The 11781-nt window shown below is 42.4% G+C and carries 9 protein-coding genes; 4 read left to right on the top strand and 5 right to left on the bottom strand.

The window, feature by feature from the left end:
- Nucleotides 1-780: 780 nt before the first annotated feature.
- A complete protein-coding gene (locus F6K52_RS23305) occupies nucleotides 781-933 on the top strand; it encodes a hypothetical protein (protein WP_293083425.1) in 153 nt (50 codons plus the stop codon).
- Nucleotides 934-1140: 207 nt separating this feature from the next.
- On the opposite strand, the gene F6K52_RS23310 is transcribed toward F6K52_RS23305, so the two are convergent.
- Nucleotides 1141-1281 (bottom strand): hypothetical protein, encoded by a 141-nt coding sequence (locus tag F6K52_RS23310; RefSeq protein WP_293083427.1) that lies wholly within the window; start codon nucleotides 1279-1281, stop codon nucleotides 1141-1143.
- Nucleotides 1282-1675: 394 nt separating this feature from the next.
- Here F6K52_RS23310 and F6K52_RS23315 point away from each other — a divergent pair, with 394 nt between their 5' ends.
- The gene (locus tag F6K52_RS23315) at nucleotides 1676-5683 is read left to right on the top strand and encodes a filamentous hemagglutinin N-terminal domain-containing protein (protein ID WP_293083430.1); all 4008 of its coding nucleotides are present in this window, start codon (nucleotides 1676-1678) and stop codon (nucleotides 5681-5683) included.
- A 449-nt stretch (nucleotides 5684-6132) separates the two neighbouring features.
- Here the strand turns inward: F6K52_RS23315 and F6K52_RS23320 are convergent, their stop codons facing one another.
- Nucleotides 6133-6339: a hypothetical protein gene (locus F6K52_RS23320; protein ID WP_293083433.1), complete on the bottom strand. Its 207-nt coding sequence runs from the start codon at nucleotides 6337-6339 to the stop codon at nucleotides 6133-6135.
- Nucleotides 6340-6810: 471 nt separating this feature from the next.
- Here F6K52_RS23320 and F6K52_RS23325 point away from each other — a divergent pair, with 471 nt between their 5' ends.
- Complete coding sequence (locus tag F6K52_RS23325; protein WP_293083436.1) at nucleotides 6811-7917, top strand: tetratricopeptide repeat protein; 1107 nt, start codon at nucleotides 6811-6813, stop codon at nucleotides 7915-7917.
- Nucleotides 7918-7928: 11 nt separating this feature from the next.
- Here the strand turns inward: F6K52_RS23325 and F6K52_RS23330 are convergent, their stop codons facing one another.
- Nucleotides 7929-8426, bottom strand: a complete 498-nt coding sequence (locus F6K52_RS23330; RefSeq protein WP_293083439.1) for a hypothetical protein — start codon at nucleotides 8424-8426, stop codon at nucleotides 7929-7931.
- 558 nt (nucleotides 8427-8984) lie between these two features.
- On the opposite strand from F6K52_RS23330, the gene asnS reads away from it, so the two are divergent.
- Complete coding sequence (asnS, locus tag F6K52_RS23335; protein WP_293083442.1) at nucleotides 8985-10373, top strand: asparagine--tRNA ligase; 1389 nt, start codon at nucleotides 8985-8987, stop codon at nucleotides 10371-10373.
- Between the two features lie 95 nt (nucleotides 10374-10468).
- On the opposite strand, the gene F6K52_RS23340 is transcribed toward asnS, so the two are convergent.
- Together F6K52_RS23340 and F6K52_RS23345 are read right to left on the bottom strand one after the other, a co-directional pair.
- The gene (locus tag F6K52_RS23340) at nucleotides 10469-10669 is read right to left on the bottom strand and encodes a hypothetical protein (protein WP_293083445.1); all 201 of its coding nucleotides are present in this window, start codon (nucleotides 10667-10669) and stop codon (nucleotides 10469-10471) included.
- 122 nt (nucleotides 10670-10791) lie between these two features.
- The coding region (locus F6K52_RS23345; RefSeq protein WP_293083448.1) for a glycosyltransferase at nucleotides 10792-11781 on the bottom strand (990 nt) is incomplete at its 5' end.

An 11781-nucleotide genomic window follows, 5' to 3' on the forward strand; every position in this document is an offset into this window, starting at 1 on the left:
TAATTAATTAGTAAAAGCGGTTGATCACTATAGCAGCAGTATTGAATTTTTCCCCTCAATCCTTTGATTGTTGTAAATTTCGGCAATTTTCGAGAGTCAGCGATACATACAAGGCTTTTTAATCACCTATTCACGTAGTTTTACGAGGGGCAAGCTTCACCAAAAGTCAATCTCGATCAGTATTGATCACCAATTAGCGAGCTTCATCAACTTCAGTCCAATTCCTTGACTGTCGTAAATTCCAGCAATTTTCGATTATCCTGAATTCCAACAATTTTGGATAATCACGATAGCGCCTTCTTGAGCAATTTCGGTAGTTATCGAAAATTCCAGCAATTTCGGATGATCACGATAGCGCCTTCTTGAGCAACAAAGCCGTGAAAATCCTTTACTGTCGGAAATTTCAGCAATTCGCGATCGCTTTTAGCGGAAGCGTTCGCGTAGCGTGGCCAAAGGCCTCAGCTTCATCGCGTTAGCTTGAGCAACTTCGGTAGTTATCGAAAATCACAGCAATTTCGATAATAACGTTCGCGCCTTGTTGAGCAACAAAGCGTTAAAATCCTTTACTGTCGGAATTTCCAGCAATTTTAGAAATCATGTGTTCGCGTAGCGTGACTCCATGTCAATCGCTTAGGGTGACTCCATGTCAATTCCCCTAGCTTAAGCAACAAAGCGTGAATTCGTCTACTGTTGGAAATTCCAGCAATTTGGAATAATCACGATACTCCTAGATTAAGCAAATTCCTTAGTTATCGAAAATTCCAGCAATTTTTGATAATCATGATGGCGCTAGCTTCAGCAACAAAGCGTGAAAATCCTTTACTGTTGGAAATTCCAGCAATTTTGGATAATTATGATGGCGCTAGCTTGAGCAACTTCGGTAGTTATCGAAAATTCCAGCAATTTCGGATGATCACGATAACGCCTTGTTGAGCAACAAAGCCTGAAAATCGTTTACTGTCGGAATTTCCAGCAATTTTAGAAATCATGTGTTCGCGTAGCGTGACTCCATGTCAATCGCTTAGCGTGAGTGCATGTCAATTCCCCTAGCTTGAGCAACAAAGCGTGAATTCGTCTACTGTTGGAAATTCCACCAATTTGGAATAATCACGATACTCCTAGATTAAGCAAATTCCTTAGTTATCGAAAATTACAGCAATTTTCGATAATCACGATAGCCCCTTGTTGACCAACAAAGCGTGAAAATCCTTTACTGTCGGAATTTCTAGCAATTTTAGAAATCATGCGATCGCCTTTGGCGTGGCCTACGGCCAATCCCATAAGCGCGGAAGCTTCGCGCGACTCGCGTAGCGGCTCCTACCGAGCATCGCATTCTATAACTATAGCGCTAGCATTATGAGTTTCAGCCTAATTGATTAACTGTTGGAAATTGCTGCAATTTTAGATATTATTGGATGTTATTTATCAGCCACTTTGGAGCAGCATTGACTGTAGCACCGGTTAACCTAATTTAACATAATTAACCTTATTTAACAAAAATTTATATCAAAACTAGCAGGGATAGCTTTATAATTATAAATCATTACTTGAAGAAAGAATAAAACCATCAAGTAACTATTAATAAAACTGATTAGCTAGTACTAGGTTAAGCAAAACCCGGTTAATCAATACTAACATAATATATTCCTGCCCAGGATCAGGATAAATCCTTGCTATGGCATTAGATGTCTGGAAAAAGTATAACACTCAGTTAGGTTTAGCGCTATGCTTAGCCATTAGTGGAGCCTACGCATTTTCAGTAAACCAAGCTAATGCCCAGATTACTCCTGATACTACTTTACCAGCAGCCGAAAGGTCTTTGTTTGACCAAAGCTCGGGTGAGGTAAATGGGAAAATTGTTGATTTAATTAAGGGAGGAGCAATCCGGGATATCAATTTGTTCCACAGTTTCCTAGAATTTAATGTTAAAGATGGGCAAAGGGTTTATTTTGCTAATCCAGCTGGGATTGAAAATATTCTGTCTCGGGTAACTGGTGCGAATCCCTCTAATATTTTTGGAACCTTGGGTGTTGATGGTGGAGCGAATTTGTTTTTGATTAATCCCAACGGGATTTTGTTTGGGGATAATGCCAAGCTGGATGTATCGGGTTCATTTGTGGGCACTACTGCTGATGGGATTGGGTTTGGGAATCAAGGAGTGTTTAGTGCCTCTAATCCCGAGCCTCCCTCACCATTGTTGACTGTTAATCCTAATGTGTTCTTCTTTAATCAAATTCCCGGTAATATTACCAGTCAAGCTAAGTTGGAGAAGCTAGCAGTTGATAATCTATTATTGCTCGGTGGTGATGTTGAAGTTAACGATAGTAAGATTAGCACCAATCAAGGTGGTAATATTCTGTTAGCGGGATTGGGCGCACCGGGAGAAGTAGCATTAACGAGAGATGGTAACAAGCTGGGTTTAGATTTTTCCGATGGCGTCAAGAAAGGGAATGTTGTCATTCAAAATAGCGCTATAAAAACCTTGGTGCCAGAAGATGGTAATGTTGATGGTGGTGATATTAGGATTATTGCTGATTCAATAGAAGTCGAAACCTCTAATAAGGATCAGGGTATTTTTACGATAACTAAAGGTAATGGTAAGAAAGGCGGTAATATTATTATCACTGCGGATTCTTCAGTTACGGTAACCACTAACAATGACGGAGAAAATAAACCAAACCAGGGAATTTTTACCATAACTGAGGAAAACGGTGGAGAAGGCGGAAAAATTACCATCACTTCTGGTTTAATCTCTGTATCGACGTCTAAAGAAACAGAAAGGCGGTCAAGAGTAGAAGAAAACCAGGGCATATTTACCCAAACAGCAGCAGTTGGGAGTGATGGCGGCGAGATTATCCTTACTGCTGACCGGCTTGAGGTTTCGGTTTTTGCCAATCAACAAAATCAGGAGAACGATGCTGAAGACCAGGGCATCTTGAGCAAAACTACCGAACAAGCTGGAAAGGGAGGAAAAATCACTATTAACGCTGGCTCGGTCTTGGTTACGTCTGATCGGTCTAGAGCAAATGTAAGGGATCAAACAGAAGAAGGAATTTTTACCAAAACAGAGAACAGAGCAGGTATTGGCGGGGATATTGATATCAATGTGACTGGGGATGTACTGCTGACCAATAAGGGTACGATTAAAACCAAGACCACCAGTTCAGGTCAGGGTGGAACTATAGAGATTAACGCTCCCAATGGCAATGTCACCTTGAAAGATAGAACCAGAATTCAGGCTTGGACAAGAGGATCAAGGAGTAGACGACGAGGTGATGAAGCAACAGGAAAGGGGGGAGAAATCATCATCCATGCTGGGGGAACAGTTGCGGTAACAGAAGATAGCAGAATTGAGAATAGAGTGTCAAGAGCTGACGGAGATAGCGGTAAAATTGAAATCATTGCTGCTGAGCTGTTGATAGATTCTCGGCGAGATCTGCAGTCTCAGTTAGATAGTGGTGACGGAAGACCAAGAAGTACTCTAACTCAAATTACAACTAACACTAATGACAATGGTAATGCTGGCTCAATCGTAATCCGTGTTGGCTCCCTGACGATGATTGGAGCGAATCGACGGGGTTCTGATGGTATAACTACTAATACAAGAACAAGCCGAGGAAGTGGGGACGCAGGTGAGATCGACATCATAGTGGAGGGAGACTTGATCTTGAAAGATCAAGCCCAAATTGAAGCAGTATCCCAAAACAGGTCTACAGGGAATGGTGGCGAGATAAGCATTGAAGCTGGCTCACTATTCTTAAGCAATAGAAGCTTTATCAATGCTCAGACTAGGAGTAACAGTCCGGGAAATCCTGGAAATATTGATATAACGGTTAAGGATAAGATTGAGATTACTAACAGCGACATTCAAACTCAGGTAGATGATAACGCGGGAAACCCAGAAACAGCCAAAAACACTGCAAGAGGTGTTGGTAACATTACCATTACAGCTCACTCCCTATCCCTCAAAGATGGAAAATTAGAAGCTTTGAATCAGGGCAACCTTCCAGTAGCTAATATTACAGTCAATGCTACCGATTTTGTAAAAATTTCTGGGCTTAAAAGGCTGAGTGGCATATTCACCGAAACTAAACTAGAAACCCAGGGTGTTAGAGACAATAATAAGTCTAAGGGAGGAACGATTGAGATCACGACAGGTAAATTAACCGTATCCAATGATTCATTGGTAAGCACTCGTGGCATCGGTGGATTTCCTGGCGGTGAGATCATAGTCAAGGCTAAGGAAGTAGCAGTCACCCAAGGTGGACAAATTCTTGCTAATGCCTTGAATACTGATGCATTGAATGATGTCAGCAATGCTGGCAACATTACGATTAACGCTTCAGAGCAAGTTATTATTAGTGGAAGTGATCCAAACTTGTTACCAACTGTTGATAGGATCAAGGATAGACGGAAACGAGAACGAAAAGATCTGGATAGGGAAGATAATAGACTCCTTGATAAGATGGCTAAACTGAAAGAAAAAAATGCTCAACTCCTCAAGAATAAACTAACAGAACCAGATACCGAAGACCTAAAAGAAGATATCGAAGACTTAGAAGAAGATATCGAACAAATAAAACAACGAAAACGCCAAATCAAACTTGAGGCTTCCAATGATATCCTTATTATCCAAGATGATATCCCCCAGAGCAGGATTGCAGTTGCCGCCACCGGAGGTAACAATGCTGGAGACTTGACAGTAACAACCAAAAACCTTACTGTCGAAAATGGAGCACAAATATCAGTAAGTGCTGTCCCCTTAAATCAAGATAGTTTTCCAGATACCAAGGTGCCTGAGAGTGAGCGAGGAGTAGCTGGCACACTGACAATTAATGCTGAGTCTCTAACCCTAGACAACGGCAAACTTTTAGCTGCTACTGGAAAAAATTCCAACAACAACCAAGAAGCAGCAACTATCGATATCAATGTATCAGGATTGATAACACTTGATAACAACAGCTTAATCTTGGCTGATGCTACAGGTGATAATGTTAAAGGTGGGAATATCACTATTGAAGGTGGATTACTGATCCTATTACCCTCCGATGGTGAAACGGGTAACGATATTGTTGCTAATGCTCAACAAGGCGAAGGTGGAGAGATCACAATCACCCTGCAAGGCTTATTCGGAAACTTCACATCACAGCAAGGTCTGACTCGATTTAATGATATCTCTGCTATTAATTTGACCGGGGATTTGTCTTTATCTGGATTGCTGGAGATCAATTCCGCAATTAATCCTGGCGAGGATCCTGAAAACTTACCAACAGCAACAGTTGACCCCTCACAATTAATTGTTGCTAATTGTCCCAGGAGTGGAAAAGTAGCAGTAGATGAATTGGGTGAATTCATTGTTACTGGACGAGGTGGCTTACCCCCGAGTCCCCTAGACCCAATCCATCAACAGTCTGTACTGGTCGATTGGATTACTCTTGATACTGAAGAAGAGACTATCGAAGAAGCTACGTCTACTCCTACTCCTGAAGTCAGTTACTTACCAATGAGAGGAAAGCGTCGCACTGCCAATACTCCTACTCCTACTCGTCCCAAGAAGAAAATAGTGGAAGCTCAAGGATGGACAGTTGGCGAAGATGGTACGATTATCCTGACCGCTGAACCAAATACTGTTACTCCTAAGAGTAATTGGTATAGTCCTAGATCTTGTGGTAGCAAGGGTTGAGTAACTTCAAGAAACGGGAAAGATGCCCGTTCCACATCTTGATGTTGGAAATTTCAACAACTTTCTAAGTTAGAGTTATTGATGAATAAGTATAGCGCTATTTAATCTTAACCAGATTAAACTGTTGATAAGTATAGCGCTATGTTAATAGGTTGCAGCTCAATTGATCCACTGTTGGAAATTGGGCGTTGCTTAATAATGGAATGATTTGAAGAGTTTTGTGGAATGGGCATCAGGCGTGGAACTGGCATCTTGCCAGTTTCATGCTTATTTTCGGGCAGGCAGGATGCCCACCCCACTCATATTCATTCTTTGATTCAGCAATGCCGGAAATTCCAGCAATTTTGGAAATGATCCCATTGACCTTAGGCCAATTGTCTAATGCGATGCTCGGTACGAGCCGCTACGCGATTGGCCGTAGGCCACGCTAAAAGCGATCGCATTCAATTCTACTCCCTACTCTCTTCAGATTCTTCCTCCATCGGCTCAGGTAAATCAAAAATAATAATAAATGTCTCATCAGGCATCAGTCGTTTGAGTGCCTGCAAGTGACCCTCCGCATCAGACCGATTCCGGTAACGACCAACAACGACCCGTTGCATTTGTGGCAATAGGTGAATGACCGCCCATGGATAGAGGCGTTGGGAGTAGGTCATAATATTAAGTTATCTCCTTAAGTGGGGTACTAGAGCCAGCCCTAGACCCTGGGAAATCCGTGGCTGGCTCTTAACGTTTTAACGTCTATAATCCTATTATAGCAGATAAATAATCTTTTATTATAACATATTTTAAAAACTTTTGTAACAAACTTGTCAGGGAGTAGGGAGATAGAGAAGATTTAAATTAGCGCTAGATAAATTCGGGTAAAGTATAGCGCTAATTTAAACTAATACCTTAATTATCCCAAATACCCTTAACCGTTAAAAAAGTAAGCGCTAGATAAATTCGGCTAAAGTATAGCGCTAATTTAAACTAATACCTTAATTATCCCAAATACCACTTAACCGTTAAAAAAGTAAGCGCCTTCAAGGCATAAAACTAGCGCTATACTATTAACAGGGTTCCAGTAGCGTATCCCTAGGAGCTACCTAATTTCCAACACTGGTGACATCACACCTAACGCTATCATGCTTAAGCAAATTGCTGATGCCTTTGAGCACCATGATTATCAAACTGCTGCGCGATTAATTAAAAAACTTCTGAAGCAAGAGCCTAATAATCCCTGGACACAGCTTTATCTAGGACGGCTCCAGGAAGTCAGAGGTAAGCTACAAGCAGCTGAAAGAATATATCGACAGTTACTCAAAGGAACACCTGTTCCTAAAATTATGGCGCAAGCTCGTCAGGGACTAGCACGCATAGAAGCTACAGCAAAAGAAAAGCGCCAACAAGCCTTAGCCCAAGCAACTGCTGACCCTGAAAGTAATGAATTGGGAGTATTAGTCCTAAAGCCGATCAGCCAACAAGATAAACCAAAAGCAGCTCAAAACTTAGCTCGCATCCTGGGGATAGACCCCTACACCGCAAGGCTACAGCTACCTACTAGAGGCTGGCGTTTATATCGCACTGGACCTGTGGGAGAACTTAAGTATTATGGGTCCTTACTGCGAGAAGCATCAATAAAATGTTTGTGGGCATCTGTAGCAGATATCAAAACAATTAATATCTATCAAGTTAAGTATTTTTCTGACAGTAGTGACCAGGAAACTACTGTAGTATGTCACAACTCTCAGGGACAGTTGGGTTCCTTTAGCTTTAACTGGTCCGAAGTGACCCAACGAGTAGACGGACGGTTGCCTTTGTTTGAGAAGGTAGTAGACTTAGATGCGCGACGGAATTTAACTCGTAAAACCCAAACCTTAGACTATGCCATGGTTTGTGACTTGCATTTACCACAGCGCCACAGTATTCTCAGACTATGCGATCGCAATTATCAATTTCAGCAAGGAATTGCTCTAACCCCCAAGTCAGTTTCTCGTCAGAACAAGCAATCCCAAGACTCTCATATACACCAAAGCACTACAAGAGAGAACTGGAACAACTTAGCTAATTATTTAAATGTTCGGCTACTTGAGAAACCAGTATGGTCTGACTTTACCACCTTTGCCCAAACTGCTCTAGACTACCAAGATCTGCTAGAAAAATTGGAGTCTCATATCGACTTATTTCGCCTGGTCGAGACTCCTTGGGATCCAGCATTTCAGTTGTATAGTGGATTAGTATTTCTTCACTAATAACTAATCTATTAACGAGGCTGTTGCATCTGAGCAGCCATATCCAGGAACTTATTCATGCTAGGACCAGGACGACGACGAGGCATAATCATTGGTACGTATTTGGTGGCAAAGGTCGCTTCCGGTTGTCCTTTTGCCTTGTTATTCACAAGTGCTGCTGCTGAAGTGATTGCCGCTACTGGTGTTGGCTCAGGAGCAGCTGCCTTTTTTTTAGCTTCTGCTTCAGCTTGCTTGTTAGCCTTTGCTTCAGCCTTAGCCTTTGCTAGTTCTTCTTTCTTGGCTTGACGAGCAGATTTGGGCTTAGGAGCTTCAGTTGTTGCTACTGGGGTCGGAGTTTCTGCTGCTGCCTCAGCTGTTGCTACTGGGGTCGCAGTTTCCACTGTTGCCTCAGCTTTAGCCGGTTCTGGCTTCTGTTCTACCGCTGCTTGCTGGGGGGTGCTAGTGTCGCTTTCGTCTAGCTCCAGGTAGAATCCCTTGGATTTTTTTTTGCCCTTAAAGAAATTTACCATTTACAAATACCTCTCTAAATTAGTTTTAATGGAAGCTATTACCAGAGTGCGATGAAGCTTTGCTTCCGCGCTTATGCGATTAGCCCGAAGGGCGTTGGCTAGCGATGAAGCTTTGCTTCCGCGCTTATGCGATTAGCCCGAAGGACGTTGGCTAGCGATGAAGCGAAGCTTCCGCGCTTATGCGATCGCAACTGGGGCTACAAGCTCGGCCCAGGACATATATCGGTAATTGGTAATCGGTAAGCGGTAATTGTGCTTAATCCTTACTGATCACCTTTACCAACTAACCATTTACTACAAACCTGACTCTGTCCTGGCTTAAGTGAATAGCCTCACTGCTGATCTTGGGTGACTAGTCGTTTGATGAAACTTAACCAAACGTTGCATTTGTATAGTAATTATGAGTGATTCCTTCACTTATTGCAACAATTTAGAAACTTTTGTTCATCAAACTTTACATTTAGGTATTTTTAGGTATATTTACTTAGATTTTTACACCTAAAGACCACCAGTTAATTTAGAAATGTTTACGATTCTCTCAGAATTTTGGGGTAAGCTATGGAAATTCGACGGATTGTTGAAGTTTTGCGCAATGGTCAACCAGATCAGTCTTTGACCATTCAAGGCTGGGTACGGACAAAACGGGAATTAAAGGACTTTGCTTTCATGGAAGTCAACGATGGCTCCTCCATGGCAAATTTACAGGTAGTGCTCAATCCAGACTTGTCAGATTATGAGACTATCGTGAAACAGCTTAATACTGGCTCATCAGTAGAAGTCACTGGTATACTAGTCGAGTCTCTTGGCAAGGGACAGCGAATTGAACTCAAAGCATCCTCGGTGAGAGTGTATGGGGAAGCAGATGCCAATTATCCCCTACAGAAGAAACGCCACTCCTTTGAGTTTTTGCGCACCATTAGCCATTTGCGATCGCGTACCAATACCCTAGGTGCAGTGTTCCGAGTGCGGAATGCCTGTTCCAGTGCCATTCATCAGTTTTTTCAAGAACGAGGCTTCTTGTGGGTTCATACCCCAATTATCACCGCTAGTGACTGTGAAGGAGCGGGGGAGTTGTTCAGTGTCACTAACCTAGACTTAAACAACATTCCCAAAACCGATAATGAAGCAGTCGATTACACTCAGGACTTTTTTGGACGACCGACTTACCTGACTGTCAGTGGTCAATTACAAGCAGAAATTATGTCAATGGCGTTTCGGGATGTGTACACCTTTGGTCCTACATTCCGAGCCGAGAATTCTAATACCTCTCGACATCTAGCAGAATTTTGGATGGTGGAGCCTGAGATGGCATTCTGCGATTTGAAGGGGGATATGGATTTAGCAGAAGCCTTTCTCAAGCATGTATTTAAGTCAGTGCTGGAAAACTGTCCAGAAGATCTGGAATTTTTCAACAAGCGGATCGATAACAATGTTCTCGCTACTGCTGATAATATTATCAATAATCAGTTTGAGCGGATTACTTATACAGATGCGATCGCATTACTGGAGAAAACGGATCGTAAGTTTGAGTATGAGGTAAGTTGGGGTGTAGATTTGCAGTCAGAACACGAACGGTATCTAGCTGAAGAGTTGTTTAAAAAGCCCGTCATTGTCACGGATTATCCAGTAGAGATTAAAGCCTTTTATATGCGGTTAAATGACGACGAAAAGACTGTAGCAGCAATGGATGTGCTTGCGCCTAGGATTGGGGAGATTATTGGTGGTGCTCAGCGGGAAGAACGGCTGGATATATTAGAGAAGCGAATTCAGAATCAGGGCATGAATCCAGAAGATTTATGGTGGTATTTAGATTTGCGACGTTATGGTACAGTGCCCCATGCTGGATTTGGTTTGGGATTTGAGCGATTGGTTCAATTTATGACTGGTATGGCAAATATTCGGGATGTAATTCCGTTTCCCAGAACTCCTTTAAGTGCAGAGTTCTAAAAAATAAAACTATGGTTGGTTCTGCCCACAGCCATTGATGGAAATATCGGTAGTGCTAAATATTTAGCACTACCCATAGCTAAATTCACAAAGTATTAGCTGAGTGCAGCATTGCTACGGTCATAAGTAGAGCGGAAACTAGGATGGGGTTTACCTTGGATAGTACCCCAGTAGTCAGAATCTATGTTATCTAGTCCTACTTCGGAAGCCACGCGACCGAGCATAGATTGCTGACGATTTTTGATCATGTGATGGTGATTCATCATCAGAGCCCTAGCTTTTTCTTGAGTAGACATTTTCCCTTCTCCGATTGCTTATAGAAGATTTTGATAGGATTAATTTCCCTTACATTTATAACTTTAGCATTTATTCTGTATCAAGAACTACAAAATTACTTTTATTTACAAATCTTAATGAACTAGCAACTATCACCACCGTCCTTTAAAATATCCCAGAGCCACTGCTCTACGCGATCGCCCATGGCCTGATTAGAGTATTGAGCTTCGAGGAGGCAACGGCATTCACGGCGGTCAATTTTATCCAAGTTTCCCAAGGCTTCTACCAAGCCTTCCACAGAATCGGGTTCTACCAAAAAGCCATTTTTACCATCTTCGATAATTTCTGCTGATCCACCACGGTCATAGGAAATGACTGGTACTCCACAAGCGAGGGCTTCCATGACCACAGTACTAAATGCTTCGACCCAATGAGGCGTCATCAGTAAGGCTCGACACTGGCGCAAGTGTTTTTGGAGTTGATCAGTTCGGAAAAAACCCAGGTATTCTAGAGGGGCATTGGGGTAATCCTGGAGAATCTGCTCCCAATAGGGTTTATTTTGTCTAAGACCCATAATTTTTAGTGGCGTAGCCGTGAAATCGGATGCTGCCACTGCATCTTCTAAGCCTTTTTCTGGAGAAATTCGACCCACCCAGCCGACCCAGGGTGAGGGAGAGTCACAAAAGGAATAGACAGACAAATCAATGCCATTGCCCAAACAACGACAGCGATTCTTGAAGGAAAATGTTGCCCCTTGAGCCATTGAATGAACCCCAATTGTGCCAGGAAAATTAATGGCAACTTGTTCGATGATCTGATCCATCGCCTCGGTTAATGAACCCATACTCACTAGGTGAGCAATGGGACGAGTGAAAAAAGGGGTTAGGTAAAACGGTAACCAGTCGTAGGCAAAGTTAATAATCAAGTCATAGTGGGTTTGAACTTGCCGCCCATAGTCCCACATATTAGCCAATACCGAGGATGGGGGGATGATAGTAGGAGTGTCTCTTGTTTGAGTTTGAATACTAGTTTCCAGAACACCATCAATTTCTACCAGAGGCATTCCCCAAGCTGTAGATCCTTTAGTTGCCAAAATTGTGATCCTGTGACCCCGATTAATCAATTCCGTAGA

Source organism: Moorena sp. SIO3H5, from assembly GCF_010692395.1.
GTDB lineage: Bacteria > Cyanobacteriota > Cyanobacteriia > Cyanobacteriales > Coleofasciculaceae > Moorena.

What these genes read in the sequence shown, in the direction of transcription:
- F6K52_RS23310 (WP_293083427.1), bottom strand. Translation starts at nt 1,281, where the DNA reads ATGGGATTGGCCGTAGGCCACGCCAAAGGCGATCGCATGATTTCTAAA.
- F6K52_RS23325 (WP_293083436.1), top strand. Translation starts at nt 6,811, where the DNA reads ATGCTTAAGCAAATTGCTGATGCCTTTGAGCACCATGATTATCAAACT.
- F6K52_RS23315 (WP_293083430.1), top strand. Translation starts at nt 1,676, where the DNA reads ATGGCATTAGATGTCTGGAAAAAGTATAACACTCAGTTAGGTTTAGCG.
- asnS (WP_293083442.1), top strand. Translation starts at nt 8,985, where the DNA reads ATGGAAATTCGACGGATTGTTGAAGTTTTGCGCAATGGTCAACCAGAT.
- F6K52_RS23330 (WP_293083439.1), bottom strand. Translation starts at nt 8,426, where the DNA reads ATGGTAAATTTCTTTAAGGGCAAAAAAAAATCCAAGGGATTCTACCTG.
- F6K52_RS23340 (WP_293083445.1), bottom strand. Translation starts at nt 10,669, where the DNA reads ATGTCTACTCAAGAAAAAGCTAGGGCTCTGATGATGAATCACCATCAC.
- F6K52_RS23305 (WP_293083425.1), top strand. Translation starts at nt 781, where the DNA reads ATGATGGCGCTAGCTTCAGCAACAAAGCGTGAAAATCCTTTACTGTTG.
- F6K52_RS23320 (WP_293083433.1), bottom strand. Translation starts at nt 6,339, where the DNA reads ATGACCTACTCCCAACGCCTCTATCCATGGGCGGTCATTCACCTATTG.